General features: G+C 47.0%; 19 protein-coding genes. All 19 read right to left on the reverse strand.

Annotation, left to right across the window (positions count from 1 at the left end; translation table 11 throughout):
• Positions 1-1,654: 1,654 nt before the first annotated feature.
• On the reverse strand, positions 1,655-3,193 hold the full coding sequence (gene lysS, locus AAHF22_RS22230) for a lysine--tRNA ligase (protein ID WP_347327184.1): 1,539 nt from the start codon (positions 3,191-3,193) through the stop codon (positions 1,655-1,657).
• Positions 3,194-3,640: 447 nt separating this feature from the next.
• Positions 3,641-4,120 (reverse strand): transcription elongation factor GreA, encoded by a 480-nt coding sequence (greA, locus tag AAHF22_RS22235; protein ID WP_347327185.1) that lies wholly within the window; start codon positions 4,118-4,120, stop codon positions 3,641-3,643.
• Between the two features lie 353 nt (positions 4,121-4,473).
• Positions 4,474-5,526: a tRNA dihydrouridine synthase DusB gene (gene dusB / locus AAHF22_RS22240; RefSeq protein WP_347327186.1), complete on the reverse strand. Its 1,053-nt coding sequence runs from the start codon at positions 5,524-5,526 to the stop codon at positions 4,474-4,476.
• Positions 5,527-5,749: 223 nt separating this feature from the next.
• Positions 5,750-6,289, reverse strand: a complete 540-nt coding sequence (gene folK, locus AAHF22_RS22245; protein WP_347327230.1) for a 2-amino-4-hydroxy-6-hydroxymethyldihydropteridine diphosphokinase — start codon at positions 6,287-6,289, stop codon at positions 5,750-5,752.
• Between the two features lie 13 nt (positions 6,290-6,302).
• Complete coding sequence (gene folB, locus AAHF22_RS22250) at positions 6,303-6,665, reverse strand: dihydroneopterin aldolase (RefSeq protein ID WP_347327187.1); 363 nt, start codon at positions 6,663-6,665, stop codon at positions 6,303-6,305.
• Between the two features lie 32 nt (positions 6,666-6,697).
• Positions 6,698-7,546, reverse strand: coding sequence for a dihydropteroate synthase (gene folP, locus AAHF22_RS22255; RefSeq protein ID WP_347327188.1), 849 nt, complete (start codon positions 7,544-7,546; stop codon positions 6,698-6,700).
• On the reverse strand, positions 7,543-8,541 hold the full coding sequence (locus AAHF22_RS22260; protein ID WP_347327189.1) for an aminotransferase class IV: 999 nt from the start codon (positions 8,539-8,541) through the stop codon (positions 7,543-7,545). Before AAHF22_RS22260 ends, folP begins: the two co-directional genes overlap by 4 nt.
• Positions 8,538-9,125: an aminodeoxychorismate/anthranilate synthase component II gene (pabA, locus tag AAHF22_RS22265; protein WP_347327190.1), complete on the reverse strand. Its 588-nt coding sequence runs from the start codon at positions 9,123-9,125 to the stop codon at positions 8,538-8,540. The genes AAHF22_RS22260 and pabA overlap by 4 nt, the downstream gene beginning before the upstream one ends.
• Positions 9,122-10,807, reverse strand: a complete 1,686-nt coding sequence (locus AAHF22_RS22270) for an anthranilate synthase component I family protein (RefSeq protein ID WP_347327191.1) — start codon at positions 10,805-10,807, stop codon at positions 9,122-9,124. The genes pabA and AAHF22_RS22270 overlap by 4 nt, the downstream gene beginning before the upstream one ends.
• A gap of 197 nt (positions 10,808-11,004) precedes the next feature.
• A complete protein-coding gene (gene cysK / locus AAHF22_RS22275) occupies positions 11,005-11,943 on the reverse strand; it encodes a cysteine synthase A (RefSeq protein WP_347327192.1) in 939 nt (312 codons plus the stop codon).
• A gap of 147 nt (positions 11,944-12,090) precedes the next feature.
• Positions 12,091-13,008: a peptidyl-prolyl cis-trans isomerase gene (locus AAHF22_RS22280; protein WP_347327193.1), complete on the reverse strand. Its 918-nt coding sequence runs from the start codon at positions 13,006-13,008 to the stop codon at positions 12,091-12,093.
• Positions 13,009-13,023: 15 nt separating this feature from the next.
• Positions 13,024-13,917, reverse strand: a complete 894-nt coding sequence (hslO, locus tag AAHF22_RS22285; protein ID WP_347327194.1) for an Hsp33 family molecular chaperone HslO — start codon at positions 13,915-13,917, stop codon at positions 13,024-13,026.
• Between the two features lie 192 nt (positions 13,918-14,109).
• Entirely contained in the window at positions 14,110-14,910 is an 801-nt protein-coding gene (locus tag AAHF22_RS22290) for a type III pantothenate kinase (protein WP_347327195.1), read from the reverse strand.
• 6 nt (positions 14,911-14,916) lie between these two features.
• Positions 14,917-15,780, reverse strand: coding sequence for a carboxylating nicotinate-nucleotide diphosphorylase (gene nadC, locus AAHF22_RS22295; RefSeq protein WP_347327197.1), 864 nt, complete (start codon positions 15,778-15,780; stop codon positions 14,917-14,919).
• The gene (gene nadB / locus AAHF22_RS22300) at positions 15,773-17,596 is read right to left on the reverse strand and encodes an L-aspartate oxidase (RefSeq protein ID WP_347327198.1); all 1,824 of its coding nucleotides are present in this window, start codon (positions 17,594-17,596) and stop codon (positions 15,773-15,775) included. Before nadB ends, nadC begins: the two co-directional genes overlap by 8 nt.
• 57 nt (positions 17,597-17,653) lie before the next feature.
• Positions 17,654-18,598, reverse strand: coding sequence for a quinolinate synthase NadA (gene nadA, locus AAHF22_RS22305; protein ID WP_347327199.1), 945 nt, complete (start codon positions 18,596-18,598; stop codon positions 17,654-17,656).
• A gap of 374 nt (positions 18,599-18,972) precedes the next feature.
• On the reverse strand, positions 18,973-21,018 hold the full coding sequence (gene ftsH / locus AAHF22_RS22310) for an ATP-dependent zinc metalloprotease FtsH (RefSeq protein ID WP_347327200.1): 2,046 nt from the start codon (positions 21,016-21,018) through the stop codon (positions 18,973-18,975).
• A gap of 170 nt (positions 21,019-21,188) precedes the next feature.
• The gene (gene hpt, locus AAHF22_RS22315) at positions 21,189-21,728 is read right to left on the reverse strand and encodes a hypoxanthine phosphoribosyltransferase (protein WP_188778107.1); all 540 of its coding nucleotides are present in this window, start codon (positions 21,726-21,728) and stop codon (positions 21,189-21,191) included.
• A gap of 55 nt (positions 21,729-21,783) precedes the next feature.
• Positions 21,784-23,217 (reverse strand): tRNA lysidine(34) synthetase TilS, encoded by a 1,434-nt coding sequence (tilS, locus tag AAHF22_RS22320; protein ID WP_347327201.1) that lies wholly within the window; start codon positions 23,215-23,217, stop codon positions 21,784-21,786.
• Positions 23,218-23,241: the final 24 nt, after the last annotated feature.

Raw genomic sequence — 23,241 nt, forward strand, 5'->3', positions numbered from 1 at the left:
TGAGCCAGGATCAAACTCTCCAATAAAGTGTTTGACGTGCTCATTTCTTGCTGGCGAGAACATTGCTGTTCTCTATAATTTGAAGAACTAAGTTCTTCACTCACTCGTTGTTCAGTTTTCAAAGATCAAACTCTTTCGTTGCCGCTCAGTGTCTCTCGCAGCAACTCTTATATCATATCATCCATTCAACCATCTGTCAACAACTTTTTTTGAAGTTATTTTCAAGCTCCGTTTGACGTGAGTTTGAAGCAGATTGTTTCCAAGACGTAAGCCAGTGATCAGCGAAAGTCGCAATCAACACTAGATTTATAGAATAACACATGTTCAGCAAGTGTGCAAGCTTTTTTATAAACTTTTTTTATAACCCTCAAACTTTATTTGATCAGTACGTATTCACAAGGCCTTTAGGGATTAACAGGTAGCAGCATACATAGGGCAGAATAGTCCATCATAGCATTCTGTGTAAATAAGTATTGTTATGCTGATAAGTATTATTATAGTTTGTCGTGGGTTACTAAAACGTACTCCATTTCATCCTCACTTCTCGGAACATTCAAGATAGTTGGTGCATAGTTAATGAAAGGATGAAATTCATACAGTTTGTTGCTGAATATAAACATGCGACCTATCACTTATCAAATCTATGAAATCATATAAAGCGAATAAAATGACTTGGCAACTGAGCTTGTAGCTGATATGCGGACTATATACTACTAACAGATTAGATAACAAATTAGAGTTTGGCCGTTTATTATCTATATTGTCTGTGTCGTACTTATTCCGTCAGATTCAAGTTATGCATAATATTATTTGTAAGATCGGTTATTAAGGTATTCTATGCGGAAGAGCTATGCGCTTTGTAGAATGCTAGCTGTGCGTAGACTATATGCTTGTAGGTGAGGTGACTCATAAATGCCTAGTTTCTTGCTATCTGTAGTTTTTACACCTATATATCTAATTGTATTTTTTACGTCTCTATATCTGATGCAACTATACAGTCTGCATCTATTAATATAACTATAGGTGTCATATAAATAACACTTATAGTGCTAGTTGTAAAACAAATAGCTTTTACTCAGAAAAACGTTCAAAATGAACATGACCCACTCCTATTTTAGAATGTAGTATCCCCATCAATCGAGAGATTGGCCCTGATGTATAATCGCTGTAGGCGTTTATCTAGGTTTGAGTTGCAGATCGACGGGATGTTGCTTGTGTGTAGTCTTTAGAAAACAACGATAATCAAGGATGATCTCGAACGGATACCACGAGCATAAATAACCTATATGCTCATCACCAAAATGGTAGCGCAGGAGCAACAACAATATTATGCGATACCATCCATCTGTAAACATCGACATGTTTGTATTTGAACAGGAGCAACAATGATATTATTCGATACCTATACGTAAACATACCTATAGATGAAATGAACTCTTACTACTCCATAACCAGCTAGATGATTAAAAAGCCTGTATCCAGTCTTCCAACTGGATACAGGCTTTTCTCCTACATAACTAATAGACAGCTCACCGTACTACTATATATACGTAATTAATATCTACGCACAACATGCTCTCAACTCGATCTGCATACATGCTACAGCGTATAGATCGAGTTTACTTCGTGCGTTAAACGATTATGCTATGCTAGCTTATTCGCCAGACTGATGACGCATGTGAGGGAACAGCAGCACATCGCGAATTGAAGCTGCATTCGTCAGCAGCATCACAAGACGGTCGATACCGATACCGAGTCCACCTGTTGGTGGCATACCGTATTCCAGCGCACGGATAAAGTCATCATCCATTTCATGAGCTTCATCATTCCCATGCTCACGCTCTACCAGTTGCGCTTCAAAGCGTTGACGCTGATCGATTGGATCGTTCAGCTCTGTAAATGCATTTGCATGCTCACGCGCTACGATAAACAGCTCGAAACGATCGGTGAAGCGTGGGTCTTCTTCATTTCTTTTCGCCAGTGGGGAGATTTCAACCGGGTGACCCGTAATGAATGTTGGTTGAATCAACGTCTCCTCAACAAACTCTTCGAAGAAAGCATTTAAAATATGGCCGAATGTCATATGTGGATCGACTTTTACACTATGCTCTTTGGCAAGTTGTTGTGCTTGCTCATCGGTCATGTGTACGCTAAAGTCTACGCCTTTTACTTCTTTAACGGCATCAACCATTGATACACGGCGCCATTGTGGTGTCAGGTCTACTTGATGTCCCTGATAATCGATCTGTGTCGTGCCAAGCACTTCCTGCGCAATATGAGCAACCATATTTTCCGTCAGGCTCATAATGTCTTTGTAATCTGCATATGCTTCATACAGTTCAATCATGGTAAATTCTGGATTGTGACGAGTGGAGATGCCTTCGTTACGGTACACACGACCGATCTCGTATACCTTTTCGAGACCACCAACGATTAGACGCTTCAGGTGAAGCTCGATGGCGATACGCATATACAGCTGCATATCCAGCGCATTATGGTGAGTGATGAACGGCTTCGCTGCCGCACCACCCGCGATGCTGTGCAATGTTGGTGTTTCCACTTCCAGATAGCCAAGTGAATCCAAATAACGACGCATCGATTGAATAATACGGGAACGTGTAATAAAGGTGCGTTGCACTTCCGGGTTTACGATCAGGTCCACATAACGCTGACGGTAGCGCAGCTCTACGTCTTTAATACCATGATATTTGTCCGGCAGTGGCAGCAGGGACTTGGTGAGCACTTCCAGTTCCAGCACTTTGATCGATGTTTCACCAGTTTTCGTTTTGAAAACAGTTCCTTTAACCCCTACGATATCGCCCAGATCCAAAATCGTGAACGCTTCGTATTGTGCTTCGGACACCGTATCTTTACGTACATAAATCTGAATACGTCCGCTTAAATCTTGAATATGTGCAAAGCTGGCTTTACCCATGACACGCTTGGTCATGATGCGACCAGCCAGACTTACCGTCACTTCTTTTTCTTCCAGCTCTTCTTTGGTAAGCGTATCATATGTGCTCACCACATCGTTTGCCGTCGAGGTACGAACATACTTTTTGCCAAATGGATCAATGCCCAGTCCGCGCAGCTCATCCAGCTTCGCCCGGCGCACCTTGAGCAGTTCGTTCATTTCGCTTTCGCTTATTACGTTTTCTTCCTGTTGACCAGGGTTCAATGTTTCATCAGACATCGCTGAATTTCAACTCCTTCAATAAAATACATATGCGTCATGATCTCCAAACACTGGTTCATCCTGCTCCTGCTTTGGCATCGACCACATGCAGGATACTACCGTATCGATATCAGTAGCGGCGATGAATCATTCAAAGGGTATTTTCCCCGTTCAATCTATATGGCACATAATTATAGTTTACTTGATTTGAACTGAAACTGAAATCCGCAAAACGGTAATTGTACGGAATTTCAGTATAATTTCAAGAAAAAAGCTCCCTTAACGGAAGCTTTTTCATACATCTAGCATTTTAAACTATACCTGATTAAGACACTTCGAGCAGGCTGTATGCGTTCTTATGTAGAACGAACAGAGTGCAGACGCTACAGTATGAATAGGACATGGCACCGTAAGCCAAGATACGTATACATCGATGTCCCTATCAGACGATCGCTTGATCGAAGCTTATTTCTTGATTTCGATGATTTTGTACTGGATGATGCCACCAGCAGGTACGCTTACATCGACAACGGTACCTTTTTGTTTGCCCAGAATAGCTTTACCTACAGGGCTTTCGTTGGAAATTTTATTTTGAGAAGGATCGGATTCTGCGGAACCGACGATCGTATATTCCATCGTGTCGCCAAATTCCAGATCCTCTACAATTACAGTAGCACCGATGCTAACTGCATCTGTATCGATCTCATCACTGTTAATGATGCGTGCGTTACGCAGCATTTTTTCCAGTGTAATAATGCGTCCTTCGATGAATGCCTGTTCGTTCTTGGCATCTTCATACTCGGAGTTCTCACTAATATCGCCATATCCGATGGCGACTTTGATACGTTCTGCAACCTCGCGACGTTTGACGGATTTGAGGTTTTCGAGTTCATCTTCCAGCTTCTTCAGACCGTCCTGTGTCAAAATGACTTCTTTATCGCTCATCTTAACCAAATCTCCTGTCATGTGAATAATTTTCAATCATTTCAAAAATTCGCTTTCGGGGCTTCCCGCATGAATAGTAGCCGGTCATTCGAAAGCAGCGAAAATTCATACAAGATCTCAAAAACGGTAATTGTAACGGGAAATCTCCCAGAAGCTATATCAAATCTAACCATTAGCTCAGGCAAATTTATACTGCAAAAGTATATGGGAATGATTATGAAATGTCAATAAAAAGGGACCTGCCCGACGCGGCGGCGTCAAACAGGTCTTTTTCAACGTTGCCTACTTACATTTTCATCCATGTACAGCGCTCTACCCTCCTTTGAACCAACCGGTAGGTAGGAGCGTGCGGATTATACCGATACTTGCGCTGGTGCGGCACATTGTACCTGAACAAATGGTACCGCTTCGTGGTCAGCATCGGAGGCGACATGATCTGGCAAATCTTCGAGGAATTGATGCAAAATCCGCACCATTTCATCACGCTGCGTGCCTTCCATAATGGAATTTTTAATACTAGCAGAGCCTTTTAATCCTTTGAGATACCATGATAGATGCTTACGCATTTCGCGTACCGCGACGACTTCACCTTTGAGCGCAATGAGACGATCCATATGCAAAATAGCGATACGAATCTTCTCTTCAGCTGCCGGGTCAGGCATCAATGTGCCGGTGTTTAGGTACTCTACGGTACGATACAGCATCCACGGATTGCCCAGTGCACCGCGTCCGATCATCACGCCGTCGCAACCTGTCGTTTCCAGCATGCGCTTAGCATCCTCCGGTGTGACCACATCGCCATTACCGATAACTGGAATCGATACGGATTCTTTCGCCTGCTTAATATATGACCAATCGGCAAGCCCGTTATACAGTTGCTGACGTGTGCGTCCGTGTACACTGATCGCTTTGCCGCCTGCCGCTTCTACCGCCTTCGCATTATCGACGACATAAATATGATCATGATCCCAGCCGATCCGCATTTTCACAGTAACAGGCTTGCTCACATTGGCAACAACGGCAGCGACCATTTCGTTGATCTTATTCGGATCAAGCAACCAGCGTGCGCCCGCATCAATCTTATTCACTTTAGGTGCAGGGCAGCCCATATTGATGTCGATAATATCGGCATTTGTATCCTGATCGACAACTTTCGCTGCTTCTACCAGGGAATGACGATCTCCGCCAAAAATTTGCAAGCTTAGCGGTTTCTCGCGCTCGTCGACAAACAGCATCTCATGTGTACGCTTATTGCCGCTCAAAATAGCTTTGTCACTCACCATCTCCGCACACACGAGACCGGTGCCGAACTCTTTGGCAATCAAACGAAATGCAGGATTGCACACACCCGCCATTGGAGCGAGCACAACGCGATTTTTTAATTCAATATCACCGATTGTTAACATCGGGGAGTTCACTCCTTTTACTTCTGCTTCGGTCTTGAGAGATCGAGAAGAGACAGTCGCCGAAGACAGGAGGTTCATACAATATTAAAAATACCGACTTTACAACAGGACGTGCATTTACCATTATCGTCAATACGATACGGACGATGGTTAGAGTTTCTTTCCATATATCGTTTATCGATTAAAACGGTCGTTTGCCGATAAAAAAGACAGACAGCACCGATTATTTCAATTTTGAAGGAAAAGGTAGTTCACAGGCGTGTACATACTGAATAGCCTGATCCTGTACATGTTGGAGTGAATCGGTCACCAGCTGGTATAGCGCTGGTGCTGTTTCCTGCTCAACAATTTCTTGCAGTGGCACCAGTACAAATGCACGTTCATGCATCCGTGGATGTGGCAGCTGTAAGCGCTCCGTATCCATCTGCACCTCGTCCATCCACAGTAAATCGAGATCGACGGTACGTGGACCCCAGCGGATATCGCGCACACGCCCAAGCTGATTTTCGATATCCAGCATCGTTTGTAATAGTTCCAGCGGTTGCAGCAGGGTAGCAACTTGGATCGCCATATTGTAAAAAGCAGGCTGATCGGTATAACCTACAGGTGCGGTGTCATACATACCAGAGCAGCGCTGTACTTCAATATGAGGGTGGCTGTCCAACAATTGGATCGCATCATATAATGTCTGTTCTCTATCGCCCAGATTGGCGCCTAAAGCAATATAAGCCTCTGACGAATCAGAGGAATGGAAAGAATTCATCACTTATCTACGCTCACTTTCGTGTACGTCGCAATTCCACGGTTACGCCTTGAAAGTGAATATCAAACGGTGGATGCGGCTTGGTGACTCGAACGGTCAATACATGTACACCAGTATAAGCGTCCAGCAAAACCGATGCAATACATTCCGCCAGAGCTTCAATCAATTTAAATGATTTCTTTTCCACAACTTCTTTCACTTTTTCATGAATCTCGGCATAGTTAATCGTCGTTTCCAGCTGATCTGTACGACCCGCTTCTGACAGATCCAGCTCCAGTTCCAAATCTACATAGAAGCGCTGACCTAGCTTGCGTTCTTCTTCAAACACGCCGTGGTAACCGTAATACTCCATACGGGTCAGTATCATTTTATCCATAACGCTCATTCCCTTCATGTTTACTTACGCTGTTATGATATGCCTTGCTGTAGCATCGCATCGCACATCATTGCCAATTTCTTATTCGCACGCACATCATGTACACGAATAATCTGACAGCCTTGAGCGATACCAAGCGCGGTTGTCGCCAGTGTCCCTTCTACTACATCATCAGGTGCGGCATCAAGCACGCTACGAATGAATCGTTTGCGCGAGGTGCCAAGTAATAGTGGATACCCTAGCGGATGAAGCTCATCCAGACGACGCATAAGCTCCAAATTATGCTCACCCGTCTTAGCAAAGCCAATGCCCGGATCGATAATGATCTGCTGTGGTGTAACGCCTGCCGCCAGCGCATATTGAATACGCTGCTCCAGATCATGGCGTACATCTGTAGCCAGATCGGTATATTCCATATTGTAGCGATTATGCATCAAAATATACGGACAGCCCAGTTCAGCTACAACGTCAAACATGCGCTCATCTGCCATGCCGCCCCATACATCATTGATGATATGAGCGCCAGCTTCAATCGCCTGACGCGCGACCTCCGCCTTGTACGTATCGATAGAAAGCGGTAATTCCGGCAGTTGTTGTCGTAACGCTTGGATTACCGGCAATACCCGATTGAGTTCTTCCTGCTCCGAAACAGGCTCATGACCCGGACGGGTCGATTCGCCGCCGATGTCGATAATATCCGCGCCTTCTTCTACCATCTGCTTCGCATGAGCAATAGCACGCTCAACAGAAGTATAGCTCCCCCCATCGGAAAAGGAATCCGGTGTAATATTTAAAATGCCCATTATTCGTGTTGTCTGGTCCAGTCTTAGACTGGCTGTACCCAGATCGTATTCGTGAATGGGATATATAGGTTTCCTCACGTTCGATAAGCCTCTCTTTCATAAGCGGTACAAAGTAGAGCGGTATGCTGACCGATCTGTCCATTGCCAACGATCGCTTCGCGATCATCGTCCAGTAGACGCACGACCGGTACAATTTCCTGCACCGAGTTCGTTACAAATACTTCTTCTGCGCCAATCAGCTGTTCCCACGTATACAGACCCTTTTCGACACATAAGCCTTCCTGCTCGGCTAGCTCGATCACCCATGCTCGTGTAATACCCGGCAGTATGCCTGTATCTACAGAAGGAGTGTACAGACAGCCATCATGGATGAAAAAGACATTGCTCACAATGCCTTCAGCCAGATGCCCTTCTGCGGTTAGCATCAAACCTTCAACGGATGATGCTGGCTCATCTCCATACAAAGATAGCTCACGCTTGCCGAAAATGCTATTCATATAATGAAGCGATTTGAGACGAATATCGCCTTCCGGTGTGTTGCGAACGGTATGCAATCTGCGCAGCGATTTGGTTGCTCGGGTTATAGTCGGATCGTAAACGGCGTTAGCGTTAGCAGAAATGTTTATAGAAAGGGCTGGACTCGCTATATCCTGCTGCTTCACTTGTCCCCTTTGTACAGGCGTACTATAGGGTGCGGCCGATCGAATGGAAGCAGGTGGTAATGCTTTTGCATAAATAATAACATTCGGCTCGGTATAAGGACCGGACGGCAGACCAAGTATGTCCTCACCTGCCGATACGGTATATCGCAAATACGCCTCCTGCAAATCATTCGCTTCCATCAGCTCGCGCATCTGCTGCTCAACCTGCTCTATCGTCATCGACCAGCGAATACCAAGCGCATCGCAGCTCATCTGTAAACGTCGCAGATGACGATCCAGCAAAAAAGGACGTCCATTGTACGTGCGCATCGTTTCAAATAAGCCCATTCCATACAAGAAGCCGTGATCCATGACGGATACCACGGCTTGCTCGCTTGGTGTAATGACACCATTTATACTCATGTATTTCATACGCTGGCTGCTTTATCCACTTTACGGCTTAAGAAATTGCGCAAAATGGTATGGCCATGATCGGTTACAATCGACTCGGGATGGAATTGAACGCCTTCCACTGCATATTGTTTATGACGCAAACCCATAATCTCACCTTCCGCAGTCTCCGCTGTAATCTCCAGACAATCTGGCAAGCTGTCGCGCTCGACGATTAGGGAATGATAACGTGTCGCTGTAAATGGGGATGGCAGATTTTCAAAGACGGAATTGGACTCGTGGATAATCGGTGACGTTTTGCCATGCATTAATCGTTCTGCACGAATAACGTTACCACCAAATGCCTGCCCAATTGCCTGATGTCCCAGGCATACGCCAAAGATCGGAATTTCTCCTTTGAACGTTTGAATAACATCAATCGTAATACCTGCTTCGGTTGGTGTACACGGCCCTGGTGATAGCAAAATATGATCCGGGTTTAACTCACGAATACCTTCCATGTCGATCTCGTCATTACGGCGTACAATAACCTCTTCGCCCAATTCGCCTAAATATTGCACCAGATTGTACGTAAAGGAATCATAGTTATCAATTACAAGTATCATCGCTGATCCTCCCTCTCCTGCCGAAGACGTGCCTGCTGTTCACTTAGCATGACCGCTCTGGCTAAAGCTCTCGATTTGTTAAAGCATTCACGGTATTCACGATACGGGTCCGAATCGATAACGATTCCTGCCCCGGCCTGCATATAAGCGATCTGATCTTTGACGGTTAATGTTCGGATAATAATATTTAATTCCATATTGCCGCTATAGTCAATCCAGCCCATCGAGCCGGTGTATGCACCACGTCTTGTTTGCTCCAGTTCTTCGATAATTTCCATCGTGCGAATTTTCGGTGCTCCGGTAATCGTACCGCCCGGAAACGTAGCTGCGATCACATCATACACATCTTTGTTATCAGCAAGCTCGGCTTCAACGCCAGACACAAGATGCATCACATGGGAATAACGCTCAATCGTCATCAGCTCCGGTACACGTACACTGCCGTAACGAGCAATCCGTCCCAGATCGTTACGCTGCAAATCGACCAGCATAATATGTTCAGCACGTTCTTTTTCCGTTTGCAGCAATTCCTGCTCCATCGCCAGATCTTCCTGCTCGGTTGTACCACGCCGCCTTGTACCGGCAATCGGACGCGCTGCTACCGCACCATCACGTACTGATACAAGCAGCTCTGGTGATGCGGACACCAGCTGAAAGCCAGGCAACCGCAATAATCCCATGTAAGGAGACGGGTTGGTCAAACGTAGCCATTCATAGATCGATTCTGGCGTGCCTTCAATCGCCCGTTCACTGCGCAGAGACAGATTCACCTGAAATACGTCGCCCTGTCCGATATAGTGCTGTACCGATTGCACTGCCTGCTGGAATGCTTGCTGCTGGAAGCCAGTGGTGAAGCCATAGCCTTCGGTACGCGAATCGCTCATCGCAGCTGGATGTTGCTCCAGTAGCTGACAGCGCTGGATATCGGTCTCACTTACGGTAGTTAGCCATTGTTGCCACTGTTGTGCCATCTGCTCTGCGATTGAAGCTGCTCGTTCGTAGTGTACACTTACAGCGTAATTCGCCATGCCGTCGTCTATATGTGTATCGGTGACCGCTGTTACCTCTGCCGCTGGTAGATGTACGCAGCAATACAGTTCCTTTTCCAAATGATCGACTACCCATAACCGATCAAAACGTAGCCATACGTATTCCGGTAAGTCCAGTTCATTCGGCAGGCGATTGGGTAAACGCTCCAGTGAGCGTGCAATGTCATAACTAAGAAATCCAGCGCAGCCGCCGATAAATGGTGGGGCTTCCTGTACGCGCGGAGCGCGGTAGTTCGACATCCACTGACGTAATACGTCCAGCGGCTTGCCCTGATGATACTTTATTTGACGTTTCATCTGCGGCATCTCTAACGTTGACTCTCTCTGCTGAGCTGTAGCCCCAGATAACGATGATTGATCCATTCCTAACGAATCAACATACAACTCCCGCTCCTCGGCATGTTCCAGATCGCCGCTCAATATACCTGAAGGCTGCAAACCGAGATAGGTGTATCGTCCACCTTTGCCATTTTCCAGTAATACGGAATGAGGAAACTGTTCACTCCACAGCACCTCCCAGCTTGTGGGCAGCAACTGTTCATCCAGCGGGATGTGTAGCAAATAAGGCAGATGCGTATAGCCTTCTCCGCTCCATTGTTCCCACTGCTGTAAAGATATGCATACTCTGGTCAACCGTTGTTCCTCCAACCTGATCATGTGTAGTTTTTCGTTAGTATACTAAAGCGCGGTGGAATTGAGAAGAGTATTCCTTCTTTATGTGCAGCGCGATAGCAAAAAGCCTCTGCACAAATCCGAAGATCGGTGCAGAGGCTTATCATTGGCTAGCTCCATCGCACGTGAACGGTACGCTGTCACTCTGCCTGACTATATTAAGATTCGAAGTTGTACAGTGGTGTACTCAGGTAACGTTCACCATTACTTGGAATGATAACAACGATACGTTTGCCTTTACCGAGTTCTTTCGCCACTTTCAGGGCAGCATGCACGACTGCGCCGGAAGAAATACCGGACAGCACCCCTTCTTCCTTGGCAACACGACGTGCTACTTCGAACGCTTCTTCATTTTCAACGTGAATGATTTCATCGTATACATCGCGGTTCAAAATTTCAGGAATAAAGTTCGCGCCAATCCCTTGAATTTTGTGAGGACCTGGTTGTCCACCCGCCAGAATTGGCGATGCAGCAGGTTCTACCGCATAGATTTTGATGTCTGGGAAACGTTCTTTCAACACTTCACCCGCACCGGTAATCGTACCGCCTGTACCGATCCCTGCGATAAATCCATCCAGCGAGCCGCCGATCGATTCGATCGCTTCCACGATTTCCGGGCCGGTTGTTTCACGGTGAATTTTCACATTGGCTTTATTTTTGAATTGCTCAGCCATAAAGTAGTCAGGGTTCTCCTGCACGATACTTTCGGCTTTTTTAACCGCACCGTTCATACCTTCCGAACCTGGAGTCAGCACCAGGTCAGCGCCATAAGCACGCAGCAAATTGCGACGCTCCAAGCTCATCGTTTCCGGCATGACGATTACGCATTTATAGCCCTTAGCAGCAGCGACCATAGCCAGACCGATACCGGTGTTACCGCTCGTTGCTTCAACGATTGTGCCACCTGGTTTCAACGTGCCTTGCTTTTCCGCTTCTTCTACGATACTGATCGCAATACGATCTTTCACGCTGGAGCCTGGATTTTGATATTCCAGTTTCAGATAGATTTCTGCGCTATCCTCCGGCACGATACGGTTCAAACGAACGAGTGGAGTTCCTCCGATCAATTCTGTCACATTGTTTACGACTTTTGCCATGCCTGTTGCCCTCCTTCAAATAATAGAACGTAGCGATGATAAAATGCTATATGTGTAATCTATGCTAATCCGAGTAAAACAGTAGGTATTAATATAATTAATATTATCAATACGCTGAGGCATTGTCAATGTCATAGCGACAGAATACTACGGTTTGGTCGACAAAATGTAGGCACTGTATTTTTTACGCAGCTCCTGCTCAATTTCGGTCAGTGGTTTGGCTTGCTCCAGAGCGATTTTGCGGCGTGCGGTTTCCGGGCTTAATTCCAGCTTTGAAGATTGCGGCTGACGAATATCGATGACCTGTACGACCGCATAGCTTCCACTACTAAGCTGGATCGGCCCTACAATATCGCCGGGCTGCATCGTCTGGACGGCCTTCATCACTTCAGGTGGCTGAAAAGGATCATCATCGTCGATCCAACCAAGTACGCCGCCTTTGTTTGAAGAAAAACCATCGGTCGACATCTGCTTGGCAATATCGGCAAATGCCTCGCCATTTTCGATCCGCTTTACCGCTTCACTGGCGCTATCTTCATCATCGGTTTTGATCCAGGCGAGCTGGTATTGACGCTTCTGGTCGCTCTTTTGCTCATTTTGCTGAATGTACTGATTGACCTGTTCATCGGTAACCGTAATATTCACAGTTGCGATCTTTTCCAGCTCGATCTGATATTTGGATTCATCACGCAAATCCTGACGACTAAGCCCAAATTGGTTGCTCATTTCCTTGAAAAAGGCATCGGGTGAGCTGTAGCCGCTCATGCGCTCCTGCAAGTTATCATCGATCTCCTGCTCACTTACCCCAATGTGTAGCGTCTGTGCTTCCATGCTCACGACGCGCCGATTCAACATTTGGAGTAAAATCTCCTGTCCGTATCTTTTCTTCAATTCGGCGGTCCATTGGTCGTCACTGATCGTGTCGTTGCCTACGACAGCTACAGCTGCGCTATTGCTGCCAGAATGCTGAACTGCTCGGATGATCCAAAAGGCTCCGAGCAGCATAATAATGACTATGATCAAGACCATGACGGCTGTCCGTAAAGGTGATTTATCCTTCGTCATATGTCTTGGTTTCCTTTAGTTTTTCGCTTCAGCCAGAAGCGTTTCCAGATCGGCGCGTTGGAATTGGTATTTCTCATTACAAAAGTGACACACTACTTCTGCCTGACCATCTTCTTCAATCAACTGGGTCAATTCCGATTCGCCCAGACTGACCAGCGTCTGCTCGACACGTTCGCGAGAACAGGAGCATTGGAACACGATGTCCATCTGATCCATAATTTCCACATCAGGCAGCAGACGTTTTAGCATATCTTCCAGCTCCAACCCTTGCTCCAGCAAAGTCGTGACCGGTGGCATTTCAGACAGTGCCTTTTCAATCGCATCAATTTCTTTATCCGTCAGGCCTGGCAGCAGCTGCAAAATAAAACCACCTGCTACAATGACCGAATTATCATTCTCAACCAGTACACCGACACCAACCGCAGATGGCGTCTGCTCGGATGTGGCAAAATAGTACGTAAAGTCTTCGCCAAGCTCGCCAGAAACGATCGGTACACTACCGCGATACGGTTCTTTCAAACCGAGATCTTTGATCACATAAATAAAACCTTCAGTTCCGACAGCACCGGCAACGTCCAGCTTGCCCATCGCATTACTTGGCAGATGTGTATGCGGATGATCTACATAGCCGCGCACTTCGCCTTTAGCATTTGCATCGGCAACAATCTGTCCGATCGGTCCATTTCCTTTCACTTGTATCGTCAGTTTTTCTTCGCCTTTGAGCATCGCACCCATCATCGCTGCTGTACTCAGCGTACGACCCATCGCAGCCGTTGCCGTTGGCCATGTATCATGACGGCGACGCAGCTCCTCTACTAGCTCTGTCGAGCGTACAGCAAATGCGCGCACTTTACCTTGCATGGCGATACCACGAATCAAACGATCCGTCTTATGATTATGTTGTTCCATCTATATAAACTCCTCTCGATTGTACATCGCTTGATCCTGTTATTGATCCCTAAAGGACATGTTCTATTATATTGCACTTTACCCAATAATTCGAACACGATTGCATATTCTATATGCTAACCGTCCAAGTTCAGCAACTTCTATTGTAATTAGACGATAAACTGTCGTCAAAAGTTTTGCATATCAAAGCTTTTATTGATCGGCACGCGGATTATGTTGTCGATGAGCGGTACGATTACGCTCATAAATTAGACGTAACCCTTCCAGCGTGAGCAGCGGATTCACCTCGCTGACGGTTTCCGTTTCATCAACGATCAACGCTGCCTGTCCACCGGTAGCGATCACGCGCGCATCCTCGCCAAGCTCACTGCGAATCCGTTTAACGATCCCATCTACCTGTCCGGCATATCCATAAATGATGCCTGATTGCATCGCATGAATCGTATTACGTCCAATCACACGGCGTGGCTTCTCCAATTCAATATTCGGAAGCTTGGAAGCACGCTGATATAGCGCTTCAGTCGAAATACCAATCCCGGGCACAATCGCTCCGCCCAGATAGTTGGCGTCAGCATCGATACAGTCAAACGTCGTCGCGGTACCAAAATCAACGACGATCACGGGACTGCCATAAAGCGCAATCGCTGCTACCGCATTGGCAATCCGATCTGCGCCAACTTCACGTGGATTCTCATAACGCAAATTCAGACCGGTGCGTATGCCCGGTCCGACAATGATAGGGGTATGGTGCAAATATTTCTGACACATCTCCTCAAGCGTATGCATGATCGAAGGTACGACAGATGAAATAATAATACCTTCCAGTTCCTCTGCTGACACACCGGACATATGGAACAATTGATGAATGGTCACGCCATATTCATCCGGTGTCGCCTGGCGATTGGTGCTGATACGAAAATGGTGCAGCAGGCTCTCTCCTCTATACATGCCAAATACGATATTCGTATTGCCAATATCAATCACCAGTATCAATAGCGGTCACTCCTTCTTTTTCGTTCCCAGGTCGAGGCTAATATCCAGATTTTCAAATGAATACGTCAGCCTTCCTACCGATATGATATCTATACCCGTTTCAGCAAGTCCGCGAATAGTGTCCAGCGATACATTGCCAGATGCTTCAATACGCACATGTGGACGTCCCTGACGAATACGTGCAACTGCCTCTCGCATCATCGATGGCTCCATATTGTCCAGCATAATAATGTCAGCACCACTGCTCAGCGCCTCATCAACCTGCTGTAGCGACTCCGTCTCTACTTCAATCGTCATCGTATGCGGAATAACCGCACGCGCCGCGGCTACAGCTTCGTGAATACCCCCTGCGGCTTTAATGTGATTATCTTTGATCATGACTGCATCGTACAATCCAAAACGGTGATTGGAACCACCACCCACACGTACCGCATACTTTTCCAGCATTCGGTGGCCCGGTGTTGTCTTACGTGTATCGACCAGCCGAACCGGCAGACCTTCGATCCGGCTTACATATTCAGCCGTGCGCGTCGCAATGCCGGACATACGCTGTAATAAGTTTAAAGCTAGTCGCTCACCCGTTAAAAGGGAATGGGTACTACCTTCCACTTCTGCTATAATATCACCTTTTTGCACACTCTGCCCCTCTGTTGCGACTGCGCGGAACTGAAGTGCTGGATCAACCGTCCGAAATACATGCTCGGCTACCGGCAAACCAGCCAGTATACCGGATTGCTTAGCGTGAATAACCGCGCGGCTCTGATGTCCCTGCGGCACTGTCACTGCGGTCGTCACATCGCCTGATCCTACATCTTCCTGTAGCCATAGCTTGATCCATGATGTAAGTCCTTCCTGATATCCGTTAAACATGAGCCATTGTCTCCTCCATTAGTCCATTATCTATATGCTGAATCGTATGCTTGTGCCAGTTCATATCATCACGCTGTGGATAGTCTTCTCGATAATGTCCGCCCCGACTTTCCTGTCGATGTAGAGCAGCCTGCATGATTAACAATCCGGTAATGACCATATTATTCAGTTCCAAATACTCACGTTCATATGCGACTTCTGCTGACGGATCGCTATGCAGATGCTGGTACAATTGCTGCAAATGCTGAATACCCTGCTGTAATGAATGAGCATGTCGCCGAATGCCTGCATGAGCGGTCATCCAGCGTTGAAGCTGTAACCGTAGTGCTGAAAGGGTATGCTCATCTATTATGGATGCCGTTTCGCTGTGCAATGTTTCCAATGATACCGTATCCTTTATGTCCGATAATGGGGCATGAGCTGGTGCAGCGGTGGATCGTACAGGCATAGTAGCCAGCACAGCTTTGCCTATTGTTGCAGGCTGCTCGGAGGTTGTGAATTTATTTACATTTATGCGATCAGCAAATAGAGGTTGATCAGCAGTAACAGTCGCACTCGCCCAACTCCGGTGTACAGACTGCGTCTGTATAGCGATCGGTTGTCGCTCCACAATCCGCCGCGCAATACGGTTGCCATACACAATCGCTTCGGATAACGAGTTACTTGCCAGCCGGTTCGCACCATGAATCCCGGTTGAAGATACTTCACCACAGGCAAACAGGCGTGGTACGGTACTTTCACCATGCTGATCGGTACGAATACCACCCATCATATAATGCGCGGCTGGTGCAACCGGAATCCAGTCCTGCGCCAGATGGATGCCATATTGCAGGCATGTCCGATAAATCGTTGGAAAACGCGCTTCCAGTTGCGCTTCCGGCTCATGCGTAATGTCCAAATACACAAAAGCGCTCTGCTCCCGTTCCATCTCACTCACAATCGCACGAGCAACGATATCGCGTGGTGCCAGATCGCGTAGCGGATGATAACGCTCCATAAAGGCCTCACCCTGACGATTGCGCAAAATCGCTCCTTCACCACGCACCGCCTCGGAGATGAGAAAGCACGGCGCACCCGGATGACAAAGAGCTGTGGGATGAAATTGAATAAATTCCATATCGCGTAATAATGCTCCGGCACGGTAAGCGAGCGCAATGCCATCGGCAGTCGCCACCTTTGGATTGGTCGTATGCTCGTAAAGCTGTCCACTCCCACCCGTACATAGTACCGTCGCATCCGCATAGACGGTAACGATTTGCCCATCCGGTCGCTGGACGATTGCGCCGACACAATCTCCATTTACGTTTACAAGTTCAATCGTAAAGTGATGCTCCCATACGTCGATGCGCGGCTGCTGACGTACTCGATCGGATAATGCACGCACAATCTCAAATCCGGTCGAATCTCCATTCGCATGCAAAATGCGGCGATGGCTATGTGCACCTTCCCTTGTTAGCTCCAATTGTCCATCCCGTGCATCAAATGCTGTACCGAGCCGAATCAGATCTTGCACCCGCTTCGGTCCCTCCTGTACAAGCAATTCTACCGCCTCTTCATCACATAGCCCGGCACCAGCAAGCAATGTATCCTCTAAATGAAAGGACGGTGCATCATCCGCTGCCATTACCGCAGCGATTCCACCCTGCGCATAACGTGTATTGCTCTCCATCAGCTTGTCCTTTGTGATTAAGAGCACGTTCTTAGATTCACTTACTTCAATAGCGGTAAATAATCCGGCAATTCCTGTCCCGATTATCAGCACATCGGTACGAATGACCGAATGACCGTCTGTCACGGTAGATTGTAGCTCTGGCATGGTCACGCCTGCCTTTCTCTGATCGAAATAACGACAATCCCTATCATACGAACAAGATTAAGACGAGGAAACTTGCAGCATACGCTCCAATGAAATACGTGCACGATCAGCTACCGCTGGTGGTACATAAATTTGCGGCTTCATCGTTTCCAGACAGTTGACCAGCTTTTTCAAATTGTTCACTTTCATATTCGGGCACACCAGATATTTACTGGCAAAATGGAAACTTTTATCCGGGCTGTCTTTACGAAGCTGGTAGCCTGTACCATCCTCTGTACCGACAATAAACTCCTGACAATCAGATTCTTTGCAATATTTAATAATCGCAGTCGTACTGCCGACAAAATCACCCAGTGCAACAACTTCAGGACGGCATTCTGGATGAACGACAAACTGTGCGTTCGGATATTTCGCTCTCATTTCAAACACATCTTTAACGGTTAACATATCGTGAGTATTGCAGTAGCCTTCCCAAATAATCATCTTTTTATCGGTATGCTGCTGTACATAGTGACCGAGGTTTTTATCGGGCACCCAGATGATCTCATCGGAATCAACAGATTGAATAACTTTGACAGCGTTGGCAGACGTACAGCAAATATCTGTTTCTGCCTTCACATCAGCAGAGGAATTAATATACGTGACCACTTTGGCATTCGGATGCTTTTCTTTTAGACGACGCAGTCCGTCCACATTGACCATATCAGCCATCGGGCAGCCAGCACGTTCGTCAGGAATGATGACCGTTTTGTTCGGTGCAAGAATTTTGGCACTTTCGCCCATAAAATGAACCCCACAAAATACAATCGTATCCGCATCCGTCTGCGCTGCTTTTTGGGCGAGCAAAAACGAATCACCACGGAAATCCGCAACCTCTTGAATCTCATCACGCTGATAATAATGCGCCAAAATAATAGCATTACGTTCTTTCTTCAGCTGTAGCAAACGTTCACGAAGCTCTGCATCACGCTCTGCTTTTTTTTCAAGTGCCAACGCTTCCATCATTTCATCTCCCTGTTGTTTGAGACACTTTTCACAATGTTGCCTGCCCACGTTTCTTGTCTGCTGTTAACGAATGACTAGCATACATTCATTTAGTAGCATAAGGATTGTGAAAAAAATTGCGTACTCCTGTGTGAAATGTGTCTAATTTGTGATAAACTTCCCCAATAATGTACACAATGTAACGGTCGCTTGTCAATCTGTAAATGATGGAAGATGATTAAAATTTTAGACAATGTTTTAGAGATATACATTTCAGTCAAACAAAAACCTCCGAAGGAACGAATCCTTCGGAGGTTGATCAATGTAATCATATGGGATATTGCCATTACCTGCATGACAGGTTGTTCATACATAACGATGGAAATGCTGGATCAGATCGTCGGTGTTCCGCCGCCTGGTCCACGGTTATTGCCGGAATCGTCATTTGGATTGTTCGGGATGTTGCCGCCTGCTTCCGGAGAAGTCGAAGGGGTATCATCCTTTTCCAGACGAACCTGGGAATCACCGATGCTATCGAATGTTGGCTCACCTGCTTCGTTAGGTGTACCGTCGTTGCCACCGTCTGTACCTTCGCCAGCGCCTTCCAGAGAACCTGTTTCGATCAGTTGTTTGATCTGTTCGAAATCCAGTGTCTCTACTTCAAGCAGCGTCTGAGCAATCAGGTGCATTTCGCGGGAATGCTTTTGCAGCAATTCGCGGCAACGCTCATACGAATCCGTAATGAAACGGTGCATTTCCTGATCGATTTCATGCGCAATCGCATCACTATAGTTTTGCTCATGACCAAAGTCACGGCCGAGGAAGACTTGACCTTGCGAATTACCGAACTGCATCGGTCCAAGCTTTTCACTCATACCGTATTCAACGATCATACTGCGTACAATACTGGTCGCTTGCTGGAAGTCACTATATGCACCAGTACCAATTTCACCGATGTACAGTTCTTCCGCTACACGTCCGCCGAGCAAACCGGTTACTTTATCCAGCAGCTCTTGCTTCGTTACGAGTGTACGATCTTCCTTCGGCATCATGATCACGTATCCGCCTGCACGACCACGCGGTACGATCGTTACTTTGTGTACCATATCCGCATGTTCCAGGAAGTAACCAACAACGGTATGACCTGCTTCGTGGTAAGCTACGATGCGTTTCTCACGGTCACTGATAACGCGGCTGCGTTTCTCTGTACCGACGATAACGCGGTCAATCGCTTCGTCCACTTCTCGCATGGAAATGTCACGACGGTTACGACGTGCTGCCAGCAGGGCAGCTTCGTTCAGCAGGTTCTCCAGATCCGCTCCGGTGAAGCCTGTTGTACGCTTCGCGATAATATCGAGTTTGACGTCCTTTGTCAGCGGCTTGTTGCGAGCATGTACTTTGAGTACCGCTTCGCGGCCTTTAACGTCTGGACGATCCACTGTAATTTGACGGTCAAAACGGCCTGGACGCAGAAGCGCCGGGTCGAGAATGTCCGGACGGTTCGTTGCAGCTACGATGATAATCCCTTCGTTAGCGCCAAAACCATCCATTTCAACGAGCAATTGGTTGAGCGTTTGCTCACGTTCGTCATGACCGCCACCCAAGCCGGCGCCACGCTGACGACCTACCGCATCAATCTCGTCAATGAAAATAATACATGGTGCATTTTTCTTCGCATTTTCAAACAGGTCACGCACACGGGATGCACCGACACCGACGAACATTTCGACGAAGTCCGAACCGGAAATGCTAAAGAACGGTACGCCAGCTTCCCCTGCTACTGCACGAGCAAGAAGCGTTTTACCCGTACCTGGAGGACCTACGAGCAGAACGCCCTTAGGAATACGCGCGCCGACGGTGTTGAATTTACGCGGATCTTTGAGGAAATCGACAACTTCCACAAGCTCCTGCTTCTCTTCATCCGCACCGGCTACGTCCTCAAATGTAATTTTTTTCTTCTCTTCGTTGTACAGACGGGCACGGCTTTTGCCAAAGTTCATCACTTTGCCGCCGCCACCTTGTGCCTGATTGAACAGGAAGAAAAAGAGGATAAACATAATAACGAGCGGGATCATCGAAGTGATAAAGGACAGCCAGATGCTATCGCCCTCCATCGGCTTCACAGTCACCTGCGTTCCCGAATTCGCCATCGCAGCATCCACTTCATCTAATGCTGCATCGGTGGCAGGGATGTAACTTGTAAACTGCTTGGATTTGGCATCAGCAGGCTGCGTTTTATACTCACCAGTCACCAGGTAAGCATAATTGTCGAATTGAAGCGTCACTGAAGACACATTACCGGCAGCCAGCGCTGCTTTGAGCTGGTCATATCTTGGATTATCAGTAGTTTCGCTTCCGTCACTGACGTAACGGACGATGCCCACCACGACTAAGAAAAGTATTAAATAGAAACCAGAATTCCGGATGAACCGATTCATCCCCTACCTCCTCTCAAGACACTTAAATTATTTTACCATAGCCCGTCTGGCGTTCTCAATAGATGCCAGCGCATAATAACAGATATTGTCAGCTAAGACAGCAAAATCGCTATCATCGCCAGCCTTCTGTCCATGAGATTCAGAATACCAGGTATTCTCAGGCAAGGTAATTAGCTCGAATAAATTTCCGGTTTTAAAATCCCGATGTAGGGGAGATTCCGGTAATGCTCGGCATAATCCAGACCGTAGCCTACGATGAAAGCATCCGGAATGTTGAATCCGGTATAATCCGCTTCAAGGTTAACTGTACGACCCGATGGCTTGTCGAACAAAGTGACAACACGAACACTTTTCGCGTTGCGGCCGTGCAAAATTTCGATAAGGTAGCTGAGTGTAAGCCCACTATCGATAATATCTTCAACGATCAGAACATCCCGATCTTCAACGGAAACATCCAGATCTTTGACGATTTTGACCACGCCGGACGATTTGGTGGAAGCACCATAGCTGGATACTGCCATAAAATCGATCTCAAGCGGTACTTCGATCCGTTTTACGAGATCAGCCATAAATACGAATGCGCCTTTCAAAACGCAGATAACGAGCGGGTTGCGGCCTTTGTAATCTTCACTGAGCGTAGCCCCCAGCTCCAAAATCTTCTGTTGAATCTCTTCTTCGCTGATGAGCACTTCTTTAATATCGTTGTGCAACTTGGATGAACCTCCTACATTATACTTATCAAGCTAAATCGATGGAAATCAAACATTAATCTGCGGACTTTACAATTTTCATATAAAGACAGCGATCACTCTGGGGTCGAACTAGCGCTTCCCGTGCACGCCTCAGTCCCGGAATCCATAATACACGTCCACTGGCATCGACCAGCAACGGCATACGATCGCGCTGAGATAATGGAATCTTGGCATCGATAAAAAGATTTTTTACTTTTTTCGTTCCGCCTCCGATCAGGGTGATACTATCGCCCGGATGGCGGGAACGCAAAGAAAGCGGAAAATCCAATTCATCCGCATCGAAAAACGCTTCGTCCGAAGAAAGCCATAGCGCATCGCGGGAACGATCCTTCCACTCCAGTGTGTGCACTTCCATTTGCATAGAAGCGACAGGGATGGATATGACAGCATTGGTATACTGTACAGGAATACAAAAAGGTTCTACTTTCTGCTCGGAAGCCTCCATCAAACGAATCTCATCATATTCCCTGAGACAGATGATCCGGCTTCCAACGTCCAGACTCCAGCTTGCGAGATCGCTTCGTTCAATCTGACAACGAATGATTTCAATTTTGTTGAAATCAAAGGTCTCGTTCGCCGATGACAGATAATTTAATATTAGTTTAATCAACCTCCGTTGTAAAGCGACATGCACTGTACAAAAGGATGCTGCCGAAAATGAAAATGATCCTGCTTTCTCTTTAACCAGTTTGGCATAGAGCGCCTCGGTCTGTTGCTGGATATAATCATTTTCTGTACCTGCGATTTCAGCCAGTCTTGTAAGTGTAGGAATCAGTTGCCCGTTGAACTGCTCCAAAAAAGGCAGAGCATCCAGCCGAATGCGGTTACGTGTGTACTTACGCTGCATATTACTGCTGTCCAGCCGATACGCCAAACCGCGCTGCTGACACACATATACAAGGTCTGCCTTGTATATACGTAAAAATGGACGAATAAGTTCCAGATTTTTTTCGGCGCGCAATATTTTCATTCCGCCGATTCCTTCCAGCCCTGTTCCACGCAAAATACGCATGAGCACCGTCTCTGCCTGATCATCCATATGATGAGCTAGAGCAAGCGTTGTCGCTCCATATCGCTGCGCCGTATGCTGTAAAAAATCATAGCGTAATTCGCGTGCAGCCTCCTGTGGTCCCTGTCCGGTACGTTCCATATGAGCAGGCGTATCAACAGTGCCCAGCTCAAAAGGAATGCCAAGCCCGGCAGCAACCGAGCGTACAAACTCCGCTTCCTCTGCCGACTCGTCCGGGCGGAATCCGTGATTTAGATGCGCACAGATGAGCGTCCAGTTATATTCGCCAGACAGTGCATGCAGTACATGTAGCAATGCGATCGAATCCGGTCCGCCGGACACAGCTACGATGATGGTGCTGCGATCCGCTCCAAAACCAAACTCGCGGCGCAGCTCCCGTACATGCTCCAGCAGATCGTGCCATGTCTGTGATCTCATCCCTTGCTCTCTCCTATCATCTGT

Source organism: Paenibacillus wenxiniae (assembly GCF_039822605.1).
Lineage (GTDB): Bacteria > Bacillota > Bacilli > Paenibacillales > Paenibacillaceae > Saccharibacillus > Saccharibacillus wenxiniae.

What these genes read in the sequence shown, in the direction of transcription:
- greA (WP_347327185.1), bottom strand. Translation starts at nt 4,120, where the DNA reads ATGAGCGATAAAGAAGTCATTTTGACACAGGACGGTCTGAAGAAGCTG.
- hslO (WP_347327194.1), bottom strand. Translation starts at nt 13,917, where the DNA reads ATGGAACAACATAATCATAAGACGGATCGTTTGATTCGTGGTATCGCC.
- folB (WP_347327187.1), bottom strand. Translation starts at nt 6,665, where the DNA reads ATGGATAAAATGATACTGACCCGTATGGAGTATTACGGTTACCACGGC.
- pabA (WP_347327190.1), bottom strand. Translation starts at nt 9,125, where the DNA reads ATGATACTTGTAATTGATAACTATGATTCCTTTACGTACAATCTGGTG.
- ftsH (WP_347327200.1), bottom strand. Translation starts at nt 21,018, where the DNA reads ATGAATCGGTTCATCCGGAATTCTGGTTTCTATTTAATACTTTTCTTA.
- nadC (WP_347327197.1), bottom strand. Translation starts at nt 15,780, where the DNA reads ATGTTTAACGGATATCAGGAAGGACTTACATCATGGATCAAGCTATGG.
- nadA (WP_347327199.1), bottom strand. Translation starts at nt 18,598, where the DNA reads ATGGAAGCGTTGGCACTTGAAAAAAAAGCAGAGCGTGATGCAGAGCTT.
- AAHF22_RS22260 (WP_347327189.1), bottom strand. Translation starts at nt 8,541, where the DNA reads ATGAAATACATGAGTATAAATGGTGTCATTACACCAAGCGAGCAAGCC.
- lysS (WP_347327184.1), bottom strand. Translation starts at nt 3,193, where the DNA reads ATGTCTGATGAAACATTGAACCCTGGTCAACAGGAAGAAAACGTAATA.
- tilS (WP_347327201.1), bottom strand. Translation starts at nt 23,217, where the DNA reads ATGAGATCACAGACATGGCACGATCTGCTGGAGCATGTACGGGAGCTG.
- folK (WP_347327230.1), bottom strand. Translation starts at nt 6,289, where the DNA reads ATGAATTCTTTCCATTCCTCTGATTCGTCAGAGGCTTATATTGCTTTA.
- dusB (WP_347327186.1), bottom strand. Translation starts at nt 5,526, where the DNA reads ATGTTAACAATCGGTGATATTGAATTAAAAAATCGCGTTGTGCTCGCT.
- AAHF22_RS22280 (WP_347327193.1), bottom strand. Translation starts at nt 13,008, where the DNA reads ATGACGAAGGATAAATCACCTTTACGGACAGCCGTCATGGTCTTGATC.
- nadB (WP_347327198.1), bottom strand. Translation starts at nt 17,596, where the DNA reads ATGCCAGAGCTACAATCTACCGTGACAGACGGTCATTCGGTCATTCGT.
- cysK (WP_347327192.1), bottom strand. Translation starts at nt 11,943, where the DNA reads ATGGCAAAAGTCGTAAACAATGTGACAGAATTGATCGGAGGAACTCCA.